Source organism: Desulfovibrio sp. SGI.230, assembly GCF_050313065.1.
In the GTDB taxonomy this organism is placed as follows: domain Bacteria; phylum Desulfobacterota; class Desulfovibrionia; order Desulfovibrionales; family Desulfovibrionaceae; genus Desulfovibrio.
On sequence record NZ_JBNPKS010000003.1, the window covers coordinates 198,533 to 217,152 of the forward strand.

Here is an 18,620-nt window from a genome sequence, read left to right on the forward strand (position 1 = left end):
TGCCGCCCGACAAGCTAAAGCCCAAAACGCAAAAAGGCCCCCGGTTTCCCGGGGGCCTCCATTATGCAGCTATGCAGCGAGGACTACAGGGCGGCCTTGTAGATGGCGGCCACAGCGGCGTCGCTCATCATGCGCGGGTTGGTCAGACCGCAGGCGTCCTTCTGGGCGTTGGCGGTCATGGTGGGGATGTCCTCTTCCTTCACTTCCTTGCCGTACTTCTTGCCCAGGGCGATCAGGCCTTCCGGGATACCCACGTCCTTGGACAGGATGCGGATGGCCTTGATGGCAGCCTGCGAAGCGTCGGTCGGGCTCAGGCCGTCCACGCGTTCGCCCAACAGTTTGGCGATGCGGCCAAAGCGACGGCGGCTGGAGATCAGGTTGTACTCGCACACATGGGGCAGCAGGATGGCGTTGCATTCGCCGTGCGGCAGGTCATAGAAGCCGCCCAGCTGGTGAGCCATGGCGTGCACGTGACCCAGGCTGGCGTTGTTGAACGCCATACCGGCCAGGTACTGGGCGTAGCACATGCCTTCGCGGGCTTCCATATCCTTGCCGTTGGCAACGGCGCGGCGCAGGTAGCGGTTGATGTATTCCATGGCCTTTTCGGCACAGGCGTCGGTCATGGGAGTGGCAGCGGTGGAAACATAGGCTTCCACGGCGTGGGTCAGGGCGTCCATACCGGTAGCGGCGGTCAGGGACGGAGGCATGCCCATCATCAGGACCGGGTCGTCGATGGCGACGCTGGGGGTGCAGCGCCAGTCGACGATGGCCATCTTCACCTTGCGGGAGGTGTCGGTGATGATGCAGAAACGGGTCATTTCAGAGGCGGTACCAGCAGTGGTGTTCACGGCCACATAGGGCGGGAAGGGCTTGCTGGATTTGTCCACGCCTTCGTAGTCGTGGATCGTACCGCCGTTGCCGACCACGAAGCCGACGCCCTTGCCGCAGTCATGCGAAGAACCGCCGCCCAGGGTGATCAGGCTGTCGCAACCGTTGCTCTTGTAAGCTTCGGTGGCTTCCGCAACGTTTTTATCCGTGGGGTTGGGCACGGTCTTGTCGTACACGGCATACTGCATGCCGGCGGCGTCAAGGATATCGGTGATCTGCTTCAGGATGCCCACGGCCACGATGCCCTGGTCGGTGACGATCAGTGGCTTCTTGCCGCCGAGGCTCTTCAGGCGATCGGGAATCTGGGTGGAGCAGTTCTGGCCGACCAGAGTCACGGTGGGGATGAAGAAGGACGTGATCTGGCCCATATGCATGCTCTTGACATCCGTGCTCATTGTGCAACTCCTTGGTTTGGGCATCTGAACGGTCTGGATCCCCGTCCGAGCCCGGTTTGGAAACGTTTATGGATGTACTGGAATCAATATACGCGACCAGCCCCGCCATGGCAATAAGATTTTATAAAATAGATTCAACTTTTTTTGTCCTCCCCGAAAAGAACCGGGCAGGCCGGGGCTTCGCGGGGTTTTGAAAGGATGCAGATGCGCGCCATGAGGCGCAGGTATTCCTTGCGCCTGTCAAGGAAGAAGGCCAGGGGTTTCGAGAAGTTGCGCCCAAGCAGGCCGTCCACCAGGAACTGGCTCACCTCCCGTTCGCGCATCAGCACCAGCTGGGCGCTGAGCAGCACGGCCCTGTCGGCCTCGGCCATGGAGCGCACCTTGTGCCGGAAAGCCTCCTGGGCGCGCGGCTGATAGAACCAGAAATACATCAGGTCCAGAGCGCAGATGATGAGGATGCGCTCCAGGCGCTGGGCCTCCTCACCGCCACGTCCGCGCAGGCCACCGGGACGGGCCAGGCAGATCAGGGCGTCCTCGCGGGGGAAGAGCAGCTCCAGCTGGGTGTAGCAGTCGAAGATGCGCTTGATGGTGCTCTCGTAGTCCCAGCGACGCATGCGCAGGTTCACCTGACTGTCGGCATAGCCCTCGATGATGGCTGCCACGGTGTCCGAGGCCATCTTGGAGATGACGGCCGCGCTGGGCACCAGATACATATGGGGATCGGCGATGTCCAAGAGCAGCAGGTGGAAAAGGATGAAGTCATACAGGGACGAGACCGGGATGGCCAGGGCACTGCGGAACAGGTTGCCGATGGCCGCCTCGCGGGGGAAGCCCCTGTAGACGTTGTGCGCGAAGATATAGAAACCATTGACGATGTTCAGCACGGTGAAGACCACCACGGGCTGTTCCGCCACTGTCACGCCGAAGCAGTCCTCCAGGAGCCAGACGCGGATCATCACCTCCAGCAGCAGCACCGAGATGCCCGTGTACATGAGCGAATCGCAGATGCGTTTGACGCTGACGTGCTCCTTCCAGTGGGTCAGGGTGCTGCGCTTGGCACCGCGGGCCGCCATGACCATCTGGACCACGTTGCGCACACCGGTGATGCCGAACCAGATGAAGGTGCCGAACCAGGCCAGGAACCACCAGTCCTGCGTATAGATGAAGGAGACGAAGGCCGGGATGAAGCCCAGCAGCACCTTGAGCCAGTTGCTCAGGCTGCTGTTGAGGTACTGGCCGTCGGGCCGGGCCTCCTCCCCCTGCGGCGCATCGGTCAGACCGTTACCGCGGAAGGGGCTCAGGCCGCCGAGGTTGACCATGTTGCCGCGGTTGCTGACGCGGCAATCCTCACTGGCCGCCCGCCACACGCGGCGGCGTTCCATGCCCAGATGGTCGCAGCCCGGCAAAAAGCGGAAATGGGCCAGCAGACGCTGCCCGGGCGAGGGGGTCTCCGGCTCGTTGTAGCGGATCTGCTCTTCCACCGGTGAATAGATGGGGATGGCAGACTGCTGGCTGCCCGACTTTTTCATGGCCAGCAGGGCCCGGCGCGGCAGCGTCTCCCGGATGGCCAGGCCCATGCCGTACGAGCGCGAACGGCTGGCCGAATTGCTGCCCAGGCGCGACTTGAGAGGCTCGTGGCGGTATGCGGCCCAGAGCTTGGGGATATCGCGCAGGATGGCATGGAACTTTTCCAGGCGTTCGTCGTCGCCCGTCATCTCCATCTGCCGGATCATCTGGCGCACCATCTGCTTCATGCGCGGGGCAAGGCCCTGGTTGAGCACGCGCTGCAATTCGTTGATGGCCGCGATATTGTTGAGGTGCCCTTCCACCCAGCTCTTCATGTTGAAGAGCTCCAGATGGGTGATGCGCCCCTCGCAGTCCCAGAGCAGCTCCACCACGTCCTCCACGCTCAGGCCCTCGGTGCCCAGGATCAGACGGTTGCCCGTGGCAAGCCCGTTGAGATAGGCGGAAAGCTTCTGGGCGCTCATGCACATCAGTTCCGGCAGGTTGTCGCAGGCGCCCGGCTGCTCCGTATTGGGGATGCGCGGGTTGTGGCCGGGGTTCAGCCACAGGGCCTGCACATCGTCGGGGCCCAGATTGTCCAGACGCTGCAACTCTTCCATGGCCTCGGGATCGTCATACCGGGCGCGCAGGATCTCGGCCCGGGCCCGCAGGCTGGGCTGGATGTGCTTGTGCAGGTATTCGGCCAGACGCAGCAGGGAGGCATGGCCACGCCCCACGAAGTCAAGGAACTCCTCCAGGCCCATGGGCGCCACGGATACTCCCCAAAGCTGCTCCAGACGGGGACGCTCGTCCTCGTTCCAGACTTCCAGGGTGTGCAGGGCCACTTCGCGCCGCCAGTGCAGCACTTCGCGCCCCTTTTCCAGCATCTCCCGCATCTGCGGGCTGCGCAAAAAGTCCAGGAAGCCCTTGCCGGAGCTGAAGCCGCGCGGCATCCAGACCAGATTCACGAAACGGTCATAGAAGGGCACGCTGAACTCCAGGCCGATACGCACGGAGATGCCCACGATGCCCGAAGCATGGATGACCTCCGTGGCGGCCTCCAGATCCACACTGTTGTCGTAGACGACCGTGATGGAACGCAGGCCCTTGATCCAGGCGTCCATGATGAGGTGGGTGGGCGTTTTGCGGCCCTTGGTGTTCACGTCATAGACATGGTCGTCGAAGGCGAGCTGGTTCCAGGCTTCGGGCATCTCGGGCAGATGGTAGCGCGCCAGCATGCGGCGCACCACACGCGGCGTGCCCAGGGCGGTGCTGCGGAAGTCATGGGCCAGCATGAGCTGACGGGTCTCGTCGCCGTGGGCGCGCACCATGTCCTTCATGATCTGCATGAGCGCACGGGCGGTATTGCGGCGCAGAGCCGAATGGGCGCTGGTCAGCACCTCGTCATACAGGGTCTGCAGGGCCAGCAGGCGGTCACGCGAGCCGCCGACCTCCAGATTGCGCAGCAGGTTGATGACGGCATAGGCCATGCGGGAGGCCGGAGAGGTGACCAGCTCCTTGATGCCGTGGGGATGCAGCTCGGGATTGAAAAGATTGTCCCGCGAGGGCACGTTGGGCGCTTCAAGGATACGGTTGACCAGGACGAGGATGTCCCTGTCCTGCTTGTCAAAAAAGATACGGTCAGTGAGTTTTGCCACGGCGTCTCCCTTTTTTTCCTGTCTGTGGCCCGGGTTGGGCAAAACAGGATAACGGACTATGCCAACAAAAATAAAAAACCGCCACCGTCTGCCTTCTGGCAGTCGGTGGCGGCGGTTTCGCTGAAGAACGGCCCTGGCCGCTGCCTGTTAGATGAATTCGTCCATGCGGCCCGACTTGACCTTCTGCAACAGGCGTTCTGCCGCGCCGCGCTCCACATCGCTCATCTGCGGGAGCTTGCGGGCGATCAGGCGTTCACCCGCTTCGCGGGTAAAGGGCGTCGCGTAGTTGAGCAGGAACTCTTCAAAAGAGGCGATGGAGTTGGGGCTGCACTGGCTGCGCATGCCGCACTCGCGCACCATGCTCATGAAGTCCGCACCGCTGCGGCCCAAACGGGGACAGGCGGTACAGAACGAGGGCAGGTGCTCGGCCTCTTCCATAAGGAAGCGCACCACTTCGTCCAGATGGGTGTCTTCGCCCAGCGGGAAGGGGATGCCGTCGGGACCGGGCTTTTCGCTCCAGGTCTCGTAAGCGCTGCCCACGCTGCCCGTGAACACCTGGGAGACACCGCTGCTACAGGCGTCACGCCACAGGCCGGAAGGCTCACGCGTGGTGACGACGACGCCCGCATGGGGCACGGCCAGACGCATGATGGCCACGCAGCGCAGGAATTCGTCATCCGAAAGCGGATGCGGGGGCACGAACAGGCTGCCCGGCGCAGGACGCAGACGGAACATGCTGATGGTGTGGCCGCCGGCACCGAACAGGCGGTTGAGATGGGCCACATGCAGCATGGTGGCCAGCACATCGAACTGCCAGGGCGCAAGGCCCAGCAGCAGGCCAAGACCCACATCGCGCACACCGGCGCCCAGGGCCACTTCAGGCGCGTTGAGGCGCTTTTCGTAATGGCTCTTGGGCCCGGCCACATGGGCGGCCTTGTAGTAATCGGGATGGTAGGTATCCTGATAGATCAGGACGTTGCCCACGTCAGCATCCAGCAGCACGCTGTACTGGTCGGCATTCAGCGGCCCCACGTTGACGTTGACGCGGCGGACTTCGCCGTGACCGTCGAACACGGTGTACATGATGCTGATGGCTTCGGCCAGGTATTCCACATCGGCATTGGGCAGCTGGCCGGAGACCAGCACGATGCGCTTGTGGCCCTGACGGATCAGCTTGCCGGCGGCCTCGCGCATCTCGGGCGAGGTCATGTACTTGCGCTGGATGAGCGTATTGCTCTTGCGATTGGCGCAATAAAGGCATTCACTGCCGCAATGGTTCGAGATGTGCAGCGGAGCGGTCAGCACGATACGGTCACCATAGACCTTCTGCTTGACCGCATCCGCCGTTTTCATCATCAGGGCAACGTCTTCGGGATCCGTCACCCGCATGAGAGCCGTCGCTTCCTGAATGGTCAGTGACTTCAGAGCCAGAGATTTGTCCAGAATATCCCGAAGCTCCGCCTTGTCCGGTGCAGCCGTACGACTGAGCGCGTTTTCGATGAACCGGGTGTCAAGCCATGCAGGCAGCTCGTATGCAGACATAACGTATCCTTCCAAGCAATGTCCCAAGGAGTTGCATCCCGCCCCTGCGCAACCCATACGCAGGGACGAAACACGAGTACACGTTTCCTGAGCAGGAGACTTAGCACAAGTTTCACAGCTTGCCTAGTGCTTTTTTTCACAGAAAAATGCCCAACGACAGGAAAAATGCCTCAAAAATAGCAGAAAATCTTTCATATTATTATTTTTATCATTTAAAAACAGTATGTTGCAAAATACAATCTTTTTACTATGCAAATTGTTCGATTACTCAATTTTTCTCCAAACGGCTCCCCGGGCGCTTGTGGCCTCTCCGGCCCCCTGCTAGTATGCCGCCGGGAGCCTGACATGAAAAAATGCTTTGATATCACCCGGCTGCTGTGCCTGTCCGTCCTGTTGTCCGTTTTTTGTTTCTCCTCCGTCCTGGCGGCTCCGGCCGGCGAGGCCCCGGCCCTGCGCGTAGCTCTGCTGCTGGAAGATGCGGCCCCCGACCAGGGCTGGAACGATCTGCTGCGCCAGGGGCTGGAGCAGGCCCGGAAGGAGCTGGGCGTCCGCACGGCCGTCGTGGTGGCCCCGCCCCAGGGCAGCAACGGCCTGACGCAGGAGGGCATCTTCCGGGCCGCCGCCCGGCAGGCCGACCTCGTCCTGCTCTCCGGGGCCCGCTTGCACGAGATCTTGCGCAACAATGCCGCCAACTTCCGGCAGACGAAGTTCGGCTGTATCGATACGGGCATCCGCGCCGCCAACATCATGTGCGTGACCTTTGCCGACGAGCAGGCCGCCTTCCTGGCCGGTGCCCTGCTCTCCCAGCTGCACCGGCACGGCCTGCTGCCCGCTCCCCGGACACGCGCCGCCGGCGATGAACTGACCCTGGGCTGGCTGGCCGGGGAAGACGACCCGCAGCTGAAATCCATGCTCAACGGCTTTGTGGAAGGTGTTCGGCTGGAAAGCCCGGGCGCGCGCGTCATCAACGGCGTGGCAGGCAGCTACAGCTCCCCTGAAAAAGGCCGCGCCAAGGCCGAAGAACTGCTGGGGCTGGACATCAATGCCCTGGCCGTGCTGGCCGGGCGTGCGGGACTGGGCGCCGTGGAAGCGGCCATAGCCCAGGGGCGTCCCCTGGTGGGCGTGGACAAGGACCAGCAATTCCTGGCGCCCAAGCTCATGCTGACCAGCATCGTCAAGCGGGCCGACCGCGCCGTGTTCGAGATCGTCAAAGCCACCGCCCGGGGAGCCTTTGCCGGTAACGAGATCATCACCTATGACCTGGCCAACGGCGGCGTGGACATCGTCTCGCCCCAGGTCTGGGCCCGTCATGCCGGTGTGCGCCTGCCCGCCGCCATCGAACGCCGCCTTGCCGAACTGCGCCTGGAGCTGACGCGCGGCGGCATCCGCCTGCCCTCCCTGCGCGACAGGACGCTCTGCAACTGCCGCTAGCGGAAAAGATCATCCGTCAAAAAAAGGCAGCCCTCCGGTCACCGGAAAGGCTGCCTTTTTTGCGGCACGCTCATGGCCGTGCTGCCCTGTCCGCCACAACGGCGGCCCGGATCAGAAGCGCAGCGTGAAACGGGGATCGTCCCCCCGCACCTCCACTTTGATGAAATCCGCCTGCTGGCCACGCGCCGGACGGGCATCCCCCTCTAGCTCGAAGACATCACGCACCACCCAGAAGCGGTGCTTTTCGCCCGGCAGCTCCACGGACGCACCGCCGCCTACTTCCACATGCAGGTAGAACACGGGCTCCCAGGTCTCCAGGGTCACGGTCTGCTTGCTGTGCGGACCGAAGTTCACCCAGCCTTTCGTGACCCACACGCCGTCCGTGCGCAGATAGCGCAGGGCCAGGCTCCCGCCCAGGGCCTGGCTGTTGTCGATATGGATCTCCAGAGCTGCGGCCGGGAAGACAGAGCCCAGCAGCAGGGCCAGGGCAAACAGGCAGGAAACGATCTTTTTTGTCATGACGACCTCCGTATGCCGTTCCCCATACGCAAGCCCGGCGCAGGATGCAACGTCCGCGCCGCAGGAAAGCCGGGATATGCCGGGCTCCCGCTCTGAATCCCCAGGAGAGCGGACGGCCGGATCCGAGCAGGAGCAGCAGGCATGCCCGCCGGAGCTCCCCGCAAAAAAAACACTTTTCAAGGCGAGGCAATGCGCATAGATGTTGCCTGTGCGCTCAAACAGTCCTGTTGGAGAGCGCCAGTGCTTTCATCGAGGATACGTCATGGAACTGACCATCTCCACTCCCCGCCTGGCCGCGGCCCGCATCCTGCCGCGTACGCCCCGGGCCTTCTATCGTACCGCCATCAATGCCTTTTTCTTCGTCATGGGCATGGTCTTCGCCTCCTGGGCCGTCCGCATCCCGGACATCAAGGCAGCCCTGCAGATGAGCGACGCGGCTCTGGGCAGCGTCCTGCTGGCCGCCCCTCTGGGCGAGATGCTCTCCATCGCGCCCACGGCCTGGCTCATCGGCCGTTTCCGCAGCCGCCGCGTCATCATGCTGGGGCTCATGCTCATGCCCTGCGCCCTGCTCTCCCTGGCCCTGGCCGGCAGCCCGCACTGGCTGGCCGCGGCCCTGCTGGGTTTCGGCTTTGCCAACAACATGCTCAACATCTCCCTCAATGCCCAGGCCGTGGGCGTGGAGACCCTTTACGGCCGCAGCATCATGGCCACCTTCCACGGCATGTGGAGCCTGGGCGGGGTGGCCGGCTGCATCATCGGCTCCATCGTGGCGCCGCTGGGCGTGGCTCCCCTGCCCCACTTTGCCGCCATCCTCGTCATCACGCTGACGACGCTGTGCTGCCTGCGCACCTGGACCATGCCCCGGGAAGTGCGCATCGGCGCTGCAGCGCCCGAAAGCGGGAAGCGCTCCTTCCGCCCCGACCTCTATCTGACCCTGCTCGGCTGCATCGCCCTGGGCAGCATGGCCACGGAAGGCGCCATGTATGACTGGAGCTCCGTCTATTTCGCCCAGGTGGTCCAGCCGAGCGAGAGCCTCATCCGCGCCGGCTATCTGGCCTGCATGTGTGCCATGGTCACGGGCCGCCTGCTGGCCGACGGTCTGGTGAACCGCTTCGGGGTCACGCCCGTGCTCCAGCTGAGCGGCCTCTGCATCGCCGCCGGTCTGAGCCTGGCCCTGCTCTGGCCCGACCTGCTGCCCGCCACAGCGGGGCTGGCCCTGGTGGGCTTCGGCATGGCCTCCGTGGTGCCGCTCTGCTACAGCCTGGCGGGCAAGTCCACGCGCGTGCCGCCCAGCGTGGCCATCTCGCTGGTCTCGTCCCTCAGTTTCCTGGGCTTTTTGGGCTGCCCGCCCATGGTGGGCTTCCTTTCCCACCAGTTCGATCTGCGCTGGGCCCTGTCGCCCATCGTGGTGGTGGGCGTGGCCATCTTCTGCCTGGCGCCGCTGGTCCGGCGCATCAAGGCCTAGAAAGGGGCCTTGTCCGGCGGGAGTATCTCCGTTGTCTGGCGAAAAAGGAGCCCCTTCCTCCGCACAGCATCAGGCACAAAAAAACGGCAGCCCTTCAAGGGAGATGACGCAAACCCAATTCCGCCTCCCCTGAAAACAAAAAACACGAAAAGGCAGGCACACCATCGCGGCGTGCCTGCCTTTTATTTTTATGGGTATGCGGCCAGTTCCCTAGCGCGGGCTGCCGTCAGCACGGCGCTCGAAGCGGGGCACGGCCAGATGGCAGCCGCCCCGGCCCGTGCGGCGGGCAAAATCCTGATGGTAGGCCTCGGCCTCGTAGAAGGCCCCGGCCTTTTCCAGACGGGTCACCACGTCATAGCCCAGACCGCGCAGCTCATCCATGAGCTTCTGGGCCGTCCGCTTCTGGGACTCGTCCAGCCAGAAGATGGCGGAGCGGTACTGGCTGCCGACGTCCGGGCCCTGCCTGTCCAGCTGGGTGGGATCGTGGACCTCGAAAAAGCGACGTACGATGGCCTCATAGCTGATCTTTTTGGGATCGAAGCGCACCAGCACGGCTTCGGCATGGCCGGTATCGCCCCGGCAGACATCCTCATAGGAAGGCCGGTCGGTATGGCCGCCCGTGTAGCCGGAACGCACGTCCACCACACCGGGGAGCTTGCTCAGGGCATCTTCCACGCCCCAGAAGCACCCGCCCGCCAGCACGGCCACCTGGGTGTTGCGCACCTGCTCGTACAGGGCCAGGCCCAGCTTTTCCTTTTCGCTGCCCGCAGGGGCGAAGCGCATGGACAGGGAATTGACGCAATGGCGGGTGTTCTTGGCCGTCAGGCCTTCGCCCTCAAAAACATGCCCCAGGTGGGCGCCGCAGTGCTCGCAAACGATCTCCACCCGGTGGCCGTCGGCATCGGGCTGGCGACGCACCATGCCCGGCAGGGCATCGTCGAAGGCGGGCCAGCCGCACCCGGAATCGAACTTGTCCGAAGAACGGTACAGGGCCACGCCGCACTGGCGGCACAGGTAGGTCCCGGCGGCCGTGTTCTTTTCGTACTCACCGGACCACGGGGCTTCCGTGGCCTTGCGGAGGATGATGTCCGCCTCGCGGGGCGTCAGGGGCGGCACCGCGGCATCACCGCGGGCAATGATCCGGAATCCGTCATTATTCATGGGGGCTTTCTCCCGTAAGGGGTCAAAGGTGGGGCGGGAAAGTTCCGCAGCCGCGGCACCGGTCCCGGAAAGGACCAGGGCCAGCATCAAGATGGCAAAGGAAAAGGCGCGTCGCGCGCAGGGATAGCCGTACATGGCACCTCCTATCAGTATAAGTTATCAATATTAAGATAGCGGTGCCTCAAAAGAAAAGCAAGCCCGCGCAAGGCCATAAAAAAAGGGAGGCTCATGCCTCCCCGGATAAAACGTTGTCTTTTCTGGCAGGCCAGCCTGCCACTACCGTCCTTTGCACGGTTCCTCCGCCACAGGAACGGCGCATGGCGGACGCCCCGCCAGGATGCCGTCTTACTGCCGTTCGCCGTAACCGTGCGGATGTTCCCGGTGCCAGCGCCAGGCCGATTCGATGATGGCCTCCACACCCAGCTGCGGCTGCCAGCCCAGCACCTGCTGCGCCTTGCGGGCGGAAGCCACCAGACGGGCCGGATCGCCCGCGCGCCGCTGCCCCATGACCACGGGGATCTCGTGACCAGTCACCTTGCGGGCGCAGTCCACGATCTCGCGCACGGAAAAGCCCTGCCCGTTGCCCAGGTTGCAGATGAGGTCATCACCGCCGCGCTGCAGATGGTCCAGGGCCCTCATATGGGCGTCCACCAGGTCGGTGACGGCGATGTAGTCGCGGATGCAGGTCCCGTCGGGCGTAGCGTAATCATCACCGAAGATGGTGATATGCGGCCGCCGGCCCAGCGGCACTTGCAGGACCAAGGGGATGAGATGGCTCTCGGGGCTGTGGTCCTCACCGATGCTGCCGTCGGCAAGGGCCCCGGCCACATTGAAATAACGCAGGGAGACATAGCGGATGCCGTGGGCCACCGAGACCCAGCGCATCATGGCCTCCATCATCAGTTTGCTGTGCCCGTAAGGATTGGTGGGCCGGGTGGGGGCATCCTCGCTGATGGGCACGCTGTCGGGCTCGCCGTAGACCGCCGCCGAGGACGAGAACACGATGCGGCCCACGCCATGACGGACCATGGCTTCCAGCAGGCTCTGCATGCCGCCCACATTATTGTTGAAGTACTTAAGGGGATCGACCATGCTCTCGCCCACCTGCGAATCGGCGGCGAAGTGCATGACGCCGTCGATGCGGAAACGGCGGAAGATGCCGTCCAGACAGGCGGCATCGCGGATGTCGCCCTGCACGAAGGCAGCCTTGCCCGCCACGGCGGCGGCATGGCCCGTCTGGAGATTGTCCACCACCACGACTTCCTGCCCGGCCGTTGCCAGGGCATGGACCGCGTGGGAACCGATATAGCCCGCACCGCCGCAAACAAGGATCGCCATACAGACCTCCACAACAAAGATGATGATGGCGGCACGCTACGATGTTTGCCTGCGGCTGGCAAGGCCCGGGATGCCCAAGGCCTCTTGAAGGCGGGACAGTGCATAAAAGAAGCGCGGAGTCCATGGCCAGACTCCGCGCAAGGCACAGGACGCGCCCCGGCGAAGGCCGGGGTCCCTTTGCGGCTACAATACTGCCAGAACAGCAGCCGCAAATTCCTGCACGGCATCAGGGGCATCGCTGACGGTACCGTCCACTTTCAGCCCCTCAGCCACGATCTGCGCACCCAGGTCCTTGCTCTTGGCCTCGATGGCGTCCACCGCACCGCAAAAATGCGTGTAGGAACTGTCGCCGGAGGCAAACGCCGACAGTTTGACGCCCGAAAGGCCCATGGCTTCCATGTTCTCATAAAGAGGGATGAAATCGTCCTGCAGCTCCAGCTCGTCGTCACCCCAGGCGGAGCAGCCCAGCAGCACGGCATCATAGCCTTCGGCCAGACCGTCGGCATCCACGTCGGCGGCGTTTTTCAGCGTGACGTCATGGCCTGCGGCGGCGATGATCTCTTCCAGTTTCTGGGCGATGCCCTCGGTATTGCCGGTGCTGGAACCAAAAACGATCAGGACTTTGCTCATGACAACTCCCTGGCGGCATGGCCGCCGTTGGATGTTTAAAAAAGAAATTCAATTTCAAAAAGAAGCTATAGAAGAACAGGACGTGCGTCAAGCAAAAGACCGTCTCCCGACGAAAAATATTTATCTCCGGCTAAAAACATCCTTTTTCCCATCAAAAACATCCCGCCCGGGAAACAGGCTGGAATATCCGCCCGTTATCCGTACCTGCCCTAAGCCTGTCCGTTCACCCGGGATCCGCGCCTCCGTCGCCTCACGGATGAGCCTCCCGTCCGCGTGCTGCACCGTCCGCCCCTGCGCCGTTCCTGACGATGCCATGCTCCGGAAGCCGTCTTGCCGTTACTCCGGGCAGCGTCCCCTCTTTTAGGCACGGGAGACGCTCGCGCTCTCTCCTTTCCCGATGACGAAACGAAATCGCTCCCCGCAAGCCGAAGACGGGGACCTGCCATCCGCACCGGAGCAAAAGTTTTACGTGGAGAGGGGGCCCGGGGGGGACGCTTTTTCAAGAGCGCCCTCCTCCCCCGGAAAATACCCGGCCTCCTCCGCCAAAAACTATGCTCCAGCTTCCGCGTCCGCCTCCCCGGCGGCATCTTCCGAAGCGGGCCCGGCCAGGGGCGCGTCGGCCACGGAAAGATCAGGCATCTGCCACTGCCCGGGCAGGGGAGCCGTGAGCTCGGCCTTCTCGCCCACATAGGGGTTGAAGTAGCCGAAGCGCAGCCAGGGGCAGAGTTTTTTCAGACGCTTCATGAACAGGCTGAGGCCCATGATGGGGCCGTGGTCGATGCCGCGCATGAGGCCCAGATACCATTCGGGGTCGATGTTGAGGTTACGCCACTGGATCATGCTCACGCCGTTCTCGCCCACCAGACGGGCCAGGGCTTCCAGTTCTCCTTCGCTGTCGGTGACACCGGGGAAGAAGAGCAGGTTCAGCGAGACCCAGAGACCGTTCTTCCGGGCCACGGCGATGGAGCGGCGCACGTCGTCGAAGCTGTAGCCGTGGGGGCGGTAGTAGCGCTCGTAGACTTCGGGCCGGGCGCTGTTGAGGCTGACGCGGATGCTGGAGAGGCCCGCTTGGGCCAGACGTTCCACGGCCTCGGTGCGGGAGGCGTTGGTATTGCAGTTGACCGTGCCCACGCCGCCCCGGCTGCGGAACAGGCGCACGCTTTCCACCAGCAGGTCGGGATTCATGAGGGGATCGCCCTCACAGCCCTGCCCGAAGGAATAGATGGGCGTCTTCGTCTCGCGGCCGGCATGGAAGCTCATGACTTCCACCAGTTCTTCGGGGGTAGGGGTGAAGGTCAGGCGGCACTGGGGCGTCACGTTGATGGGCGAATCCTTGTCCTGCTCGGAGATACAGCCCACACAGCGGGCATTGCAGGTGCGCGAGCTGGGCAGGGGCGCCTCGAAGCGGCCCAGGGCAAAGTTGCGGGCCGCCGGGCAGTCGTACTTCATGACGCAGTCTTCGAGGATGTGGCCCACCAGACGGTTCTTGGGGAACTGGCGCAGCAGGGCCCGCACGTTCTTTTCGATGCGGGAACGCGGGATGTGGCGGAACTCCTGACGCTGGTCTGCATCCACCTTGCGGGCACAGATGTAGAAGCGCCCCTTGGCGAAGCCCACGGCGCCATAGGCGAACAGGGGCAGCAGGGGGGCGTCGGCATCGCTGGTGTAGGCCGGATGGGCGGAGAGCGTATGGGCCGGTGCGGCAAAGGCGGCCACGGCCAGATCCTCGGTGCACTCTATCTCGCCGGTCTCGGGGTTCAGGCCCACGGCCCGGCGTCCGGGCAGGAGGAAGAGCTCGCTCTCCTCGGGCAGGGGCATGAGTTCGTCAGGACGGGGCGTGCCCCATTCCTCGCCGCGGCGGCAGACCATGAGCAGGTCGGGATCATCATAGATGTTGCCCTGGGCATCGGCCATGACCATATGCGGTTCGATCTTTGCTGTTGCCATTTTCCTTCCTTGCGGCATCTTGCCCTGCCGCGTCCGAATGTATATAAGCGGAGCTGCGGCCAGCCCCGGAAACATGGGCACGACGGCCGCCAGAATATCCGCGAGGCCGCCCCATGTTTTCCCTGATGCTCTTTATTTTTCTTTGTTTTCTCGGCATGCTTGCCGTACAATTCTACATGCTGCGCAGCCAGGAACGCCTGAACCGCGCCCTGCGTGACGAACACGCCCAGATGCGCGTGCTGCTGCGCGCCATGGAAGCCCGCCTGGATGCCCTGGGCTGCCCTGCCCCCAAACTGGCCGAAACGGCCGTGCAGGCCACGCCTGCCGCACAGGATCCCCTGCTGCATCTGAGCTTTGATGCGCCTGCGGCCAAGAAGGCCGCGCCCCGCACGCCGGTGGTGGACCCGGGTCTGGACCTGCACATGGACAGCAGCCGCTAGGGCTGTTCCGTTTTTTGCCCGGAAGCGGGCTTTTCCCTCCGGCGGGGCTTTTGTCGTGCCTTCCGCGCACGCCGCGACAGCGCTTCGTCAACCTAGCCTTGCCCCTTTTTATCGTCAAGCAGCCTTCCTGCCATGCCCGAACCATCCCGCCGCCTGCGTCTTTTCCTCCGCTGTCTGGCAGCCCTGCTGCTGGGCATCCTGTTGCTGGCCGGCGCGGCCATGGTCTATGTGCAGCACAATTCCGTCGCCATCACCCATGCCCTGCTGGAAGACTTCACCCAGCGTACGGGCCTCCACCTGCATGTCAGGTCCATCGGCCTTTCCTGGCTGCCTCCGGCCGTCCAGGCCGATGACGTGCGCATCCGCATCAAGGAGCTGGACATCTCCGTCCGCACGGCCCGCCTGCGCCCCCGCCTGACCGCCCTGCTGCAGGGACGGCTGGAACTGGAATACGTGGCCCTGCAGAATCCCGTGCTCTCCGGCAGCCTGCCGCTACCCACGCTGGACCTGCGCAAGCTGGGCTCCGCCGCCGGGGGCGGCAGCGGCGATACGGGGGGGCTGGCCCGGCTGGACAGCCTGCTGCCCGGTACCCTCCAGATAGAGATAGACCAGGGCAATTTCTCCTTCCAGGCCCAGGACGCTTCTTCCCTGCGCGCGGGCAACCTTTCCTGCGTGCTGCATCTGCGCGGTCTTCAGGACGTGCGCGGCAAGCTGCAGGCAGGTCTGATCCGCAACCTGGCCGCCGGGGAAGAGATCCCCGTGCTCGACCTGGAGAACCTGCTCGTGGAAGGCCGCAGCCGTCCGCTCCGTTTTTTGAGCGATACGCCCCGCCTGCGCCTGCGTACCCTGCTGCATCTGCCGCCCCACCTGCCCCGCGTACGCATGAACCTCGATTTCACGGCCACGGCCGCGGGCTGGCAGCTGGATCATGATATCCAGGGCGACCTGATGCAGGACGACGAGCCCATCCCCTTTGCCGTGGCCGGCCGCCTGCTGCAGGACAGGAACGCGCCGCAGGCCTCGGTACGGCGCATGCTGCGCGAGGTCTTCCTGCCCGATCCGCAGGAGCTGGCCGCAGCCGGAAAGGAAGGTCCCGCAACGGCTCCTGCCCCGTCCGCCCCCCGTTCACCGGCCGCTGATGCCGCCGCTGCAAAGACAGTTCCCGCACCCCAGGTGGCCCCCCAGCCCGACCTGCCCGCTGCGGGAGGGACGCGCCCGCCCGTGCGCCTGGAACGCATCCGGCTGGAACTGGGCGAAGACAGCGCCACCCTCGACGGCAACCTGATCCTCGACAAACAGAGGGGCCCCGTCCTCAACGGCAGCCTGCAGGCCCACCGCCTGAGCCTGACACGCTGGCTGGGCTTTGCCCGTGATCTGGCCCCGGGCCTGCAGATGGCCCTGGACAACATCACGGACAGTCTTCTGGAATTCGAACTGGATGCCGAAGGCCTGCGCGTGCCCTATATCGTGGCCCATGCCTCGGGCTCGCGCTTTACCGGTTCCGGCGGCGTGGCCCGCTGGGCCGAGCCGGTGGTGGCCCTTGACCTGACCGCCCCGGAAGTAAAGCTGGGCCGGGCCATCCCGGAAGCCGTGGGCACCCTGCCCCTGCAGGTCTATTTCCCGCACGGGCCCCTGACCAGCCTGCGGGCCTCGCGCTCCACGCCGCTGCCGCCGCCCGATCCCGCCACGGACCTGGATATCGGTTATGACATCCGCCTCAATGCCCGCACCGTGCATTACGGCCCTGTGACCATCACCGGCGCGGCCGTGGTCATCGAACCCGGCACCCCCGACAAGGCCGGCAACGGTACGGCCGTGATCCGGGCCACGGGCGACTTTTACGAAGGCCGCCTCAAGGGCCGCTGCGCCATCGGCGGGCCTTCGGACATGCCCACCTTCGACATCGACCTGCGCCTGGACAAGGTCCACGGCAGCAAGCTGGTCAGGGATTTCGACCTCATCCCCGTACGGCGCGGCATGCTGTCCGCCCAGGCGGCCATCACCAGCCGGGGCAGCGACCTGGACGTGTTCCTGAAGAGCATGCGCGGCACGGTCACGGCCGACGGCAGCAAGGGCCTGCTGCCCGCCGGAGGCAAAAAGAGCCTGCCCTTCGAAAAACTCTCGCTGCGCCTCGACCTGCAAAGCGCCCGCCGCGATCTGCGTCCCACTCCCGCCCGGGCCGGTTTCGAAGGCCGCTGGACGGCCTCGCTGGAGGGCGAGGATCTTTCCCTGACCCAGAAGCTGGACGGCCTCGTCTGGTTCGGCGGCAAGGAGTTCGTGGCCTGGCAGGATCTGCCCGGTTCCCTGCGCCTGCACCTGCCGTCCCTTGAAAAGGATCTGCTGCCCCAGGGCATGGATCTGGATGCCGACGGCGTGTTCAGCTGTGCGGGCCCTGCCGGGCTGAAGCTGAAAAAGGCCACGCTCTCGGCGCTGGGCCTGCAGCTCAAGGGCGATCTGGACGTCAGCAACAGCCGCAGCGGCCTGACCTGGGGCGGGAACGTGGACCTTGCCGCCCGCGACCTGAAGCACAGCCTCCGGCAGATCCGGGGCAGTGCGCCCGCCTCCCTGCCCGCCTCCCTCAACAGCCTGCGCCTCAAGGGCACGGCCTCCGGTACCCCGGACAGCCTGCGCCTCAAGGATCTGCGCTGCAGCCTGGGCTGGCAGCAGGTGGACGGCGAAGCTGCCGTGAACTGGAGCGGCACCCCGCAACTGGACCTGCGCCTGCATGCCGCGGACTTCGATCTGGACCGCCTGCTGGCGGAGATGTTCCCCGACCAGGCCCGCAGCAAGGGACGGAGCAAGGCCCCGGGCGCTCCCTGGGACCTGCGCTTCATGAAGGCCTTCGATGCCCAGGGGAGCCTGAGCGTGGACAGGGTGCGCTTCATGCGCCTGCGCATGCAGCAGATGACCACCCGCTTCAGTCTCAAGGACGGCCACCTTTCCGTGCCTGCCCTGGAAGGCAACTTTTACAATTCGCGCCTGCGTGCCTCGGGCGACTTCCGCTTCGACCGGGGCCTGAGCTACACCACCAAGGTCAGGGCCCTGAACATCAACCTCGACGCCGCCAGCAACGACCGCAACGACAAACGCGCCGTGCGGGGGCTGGCCTCGGTGGAATCGGAGATGAGCGCCCACCTGACCGGCAGCGGTCAGATGCCCGCGGCCCTTTCCGGCACCTGGGGCGTGGCCATCATCAACGGCAGCTACCAGAACCGCGACAAGGCCGGGCGGCCCGGCGGCAAGCCCACCCGCTTCCAGCGCCTCAGCGCCTCGGGCAACATGCAGGGCGGTGTGGCACGCAGCAGCAACATCTTTTATCAGGATGCCGAGATGCGCGTGCGCGGCGGCGGCCGCATCGACTTCAACAACGAAGACCTGGACTGCAACCTTTTCGTCAAGACCGACCGCATGCAGGAATTCCCCGTGCGCGTGACCGGCAAGCTCCATGATCCCAAGACCTCGGTCAGCGCAGGGACGGCCATCCTCTACGCCGTCACCAGCCTGACCCACGGCATCTTCGAGCTGCTGGGCGGGGTCATGGAAGGCACCTGGAACCTGTTCCGCTGATCCCGCGCCCCGGGCTCTTTCGCCCCGGCCCCACCGGCCTTCCCCTGCCGGAAAAGGCCTTGCACTTTCCCCGCCCCCGTTGACAGAACCGCCTGCAAAGGGTAGACAGGCTCTATCTGTTCTTTTTTGCACAAAC

At 64.4% G+C, this 18,620-nt stretch carries 12 protein-coding genes; 4 read left to right on the forward strand and 8 right to left on the reverse strand.

The genetic code is table 11. From position 1 onward, the window contains the following. Window positions 1-83 precede the first annotated feature (83 nt). From ACQRAG_RS04735 to hydG, 3 genes are all read right to left on the reverse strand, one after another. On the reverse strand, window positions 84-1,283 hold the full coding sequence (locus ACQRAG_RS04735; RefSeq protein ID WP_168934485.1) for an iron-containing alcohol dehydrogenase: 1,200 nt from the start codon (window positions 1,281-1,283) through the stop codon (window positions 84-86). 134 nt (window positions 1,284-1,417) lie between these two features. Beyond that, complete coding sequence (locus ACQRAG_RS04740; RefSeq protein ID WP_427803655.1) at window positions 1,418-4,444, reverse strand: hypothetical protein; 3,027 nt, start codon at window positions 4,442-4,444, stop codon at window positions 1,418-1,420. Window positions 4,445-4,591: 147 nt separating this feature from the next. Next, window positions 4,592-5,986, reverse strand: coding sequence for a [FeFe] hydrogenase H-cluster radical SAM maturase HydG (hydG, locus tag ACQRAG_RS04745; protein WP_168934487.1), 1,395 nt, complete (start codon window positions 5,984-5,986; stop codon window positions 4,592-4,594). Between the two features lie 345 nt (window positions 5,987-6,331). Here hydG and ACQRAG_RS04750 point away from each other — a divergent pair, with 345 nt between their 5' ends. Beyond that, complete coding sequence (locus ACQRAG_RS04750) at window positions 6,332-7,417, forward strand: BMP family lipoprotein (protein ID WP_304019742.1); 1,086 nt, start codon at window positions 6,332-6,334, stop codon at window positions 7,415-7,417. A gap of 111 nt (window positions 7,418-7,528) precedes the next feature. Here ACQRAG_RS04750 and ACQRAG_RS04755 read toward each other — a convergent pair whose 3' ends face one another. Next, window positions 7,529-7,936 carry a hypothetical protein gene (locus ACQRAG_RS04755; RefSeq protein WP_303932187.1) on the reverse strand — a complete coding sequence of 136 codons (408 nt, stop codon included), beginning with the start codon at window positions 7,934-7,936 and terminating at the stop codon, window positions 7,529-7,531. A gap of 262 nt (window positions 7,937-8,198) precedes the next feature. Between ACQRAG_RS04755 and ACQRAG_RS04760 the strand changes: the two genes are divergently transcribed. Next, on the forward strand, window positions 8,199-9,401 hold the full coding sequence (locus ACQRAG_RS04760; RefSeq protein ID WP_427803656.1) for an MFS transporter: 1,203 nt from the start codon (window positions 8,199-8,201) through the stop codon (window positions 9,399-9,401). 210 nt (window positions 9,402-9,611) lie between these two features. On the opposite strand, the gene ACQRAG_RS04765 is transcribed toward ACQRAG_RS04760, so the two are convergent. The 4 genes from ACQRAG_RS04765 to ACQRAG_RS04780 form a co-directional block, all read right to left on the reverse strand. After that, complete coding sequence (locus ACQRAG_RS04765; protein ID WP_297159439.1) at window positions 9,612-10,697, reverse strand: bifunctional methionine sulfoxide reductase B/A protein; 1,086 nt, start codon at window positions 10,695-10,697, stop codon at window positions 9,612-9,614. Window positions 10,698-10,907: 210 nt separating this feature from the next. Further along, the gene (gene galE, locus ACQRAG_RS04770; RefSeq protein ID WP_427803658.1) at window positions 10,908-11,900 is read right to left on the reverse strand and encodes a UDP-glucose 4-epimerase GalE; all 993 of its coding nucleotides are present in this window, start codon (window positions 11,898-11,900) and stop codon (window positions 10,908-10,910) included. A 183-nt stretch (window positions 11,901-12,083) separates the two neighbouring features. Next, the gene (locus ACQRAG_RS04775; RefSeq protein ID WP_427803659.1) at window positions 12,084-12,530 is read right to left on the reverse strand and encodes a flavodoxin; all 447 of its coding nucleotides are present in this window, start codon (window positions 12,528-12,530) and stop codon (window positions 12,084-12,086) included. Window positions 12,531-13,079: 549 nt separating this feature from the next. Then, window positions 13,080-14,477: a radical SAM protein gene (locus ACQRAG_RS04780; RefSeq protein WP_297159798.1), complete on the reverse strand. Its 1,398-nt coding sequence runs from the start codon at window positions 14,475-14,477 to the stop codon at window positions 13,080-13,082. 155 nt (window positions 14,478-14,632) lie between these two features. On the opposite strand from ACQRAG_RS04780, the gene ACQRAG_RS04785 reads away from it, so the two are divergent. Together ACQRAG_RS04785 and ACQRAG_RS04790 are read left to right on the forward strand one after the other, a co-directional pair. Continuing rightward, window positions 14,633-14,917: a hypothetical protein gene (locus ACQRAG_RS04785; RefSeq protein WP_239463774.1), complete on the forward strand. Its 285-nt coding sequence runs from the start codon at window positions 14,633-14,635 to the stop codon at window positions 14,915-14,917. Between the two features lie 132 nt (window positions 14,918-15,049). Further along, the gene (locus tag ACQRAG_RS04790) at window positions 15,050-18,484 is read left to right on the forward strand and encodes an AsmA-like C-terminal region-containing protein (RefSeq protein ID WP_320619978.1); all 3,435 of its coding nucleotides are present in this window, start codon (window positions 15,050-15,052) and stop codon (window positions 18,482-18,484) included. Window positions 18,485-18,620 lie beyond the last annotated feature (136 nt).

Coding starts and splice junctions, on each gene's coding strand:
- ACQRAG_RS04780 (WP_297159798.1), bottom strand. CDS start 14,477: ATGGCAACAGCAAAGATCGAACCGCATATGGTCATGGCCGATGCCCAG.
- ACQRAG_RS04775 (WP_427803659.1), bottom strand. CDS start 12,530: ATGAGCAAAGTCCTGATCGTTTTTGGTTCCAGCACCGGCAATACCGAG.
- ACQRAG_RS04765 (WP_297159439.1), bottom strand. CDS start 10,697: ATGTACGGCTATCCCTGCGCGCGACGCGCCTTTTCCTTTGCCATCTTG.
- ACQRAG_RS04750 (WP_304019742.1), top strand. CDS start 6,332: ATGAAAAAATGCTTTGATATCACCCGGCTGCTGTGCCTGTCCGTCCTG.
- ACQRAG_RS04755 (WP_303932187.1), bottom strand. CDS start 7,936: ATGACAAAAAAGATCGTTTCCTGCCTGTTTGCCCTGGCCCTGCTGCTG.
- ACQRAG_RS04785 (WP_239463774.1), top strand. CDS start 14,633: ATGCTTGCCGTACAATTCTACATGCTGCGCAGCCAGGAACGCCTGAAC.
- ACQRAG_RS04790 (WP_320619978.1), top strand. CDS start 15,050: ATGCCCGAACCATCCCGCCGCCTGCGTCTTTTCCTCCGCTGTCTGGCA.
- hydG (WP_168934487.1), bottom strand. CDS start 5,986: ATGTCTGCATACGAGCTGCCTGCATGGCTTGACACCCGGTTCATCGAA.
- galE (WP_427803658.1), bottom strand. CDS start 11,900: ATGGCGATCCTTGTTTGCGGCGGTGCGGGCTATATCGGTTCCCACGCG.
- ACQRAG_RS04760 (WP_427803656.1), top strand. CDS start 8,199: ATGGAACTGACCATCTCCACTCCCCGCCTGGCCGCGGCCCGCATCCTG.
- ACQRAG_RS04735 (WP_168934485.1), bottom strand. CDS start 1,283: ATGAGCACGGATGTCAAGAGCATGCATATGGGCCAGATCACGTCCTTC.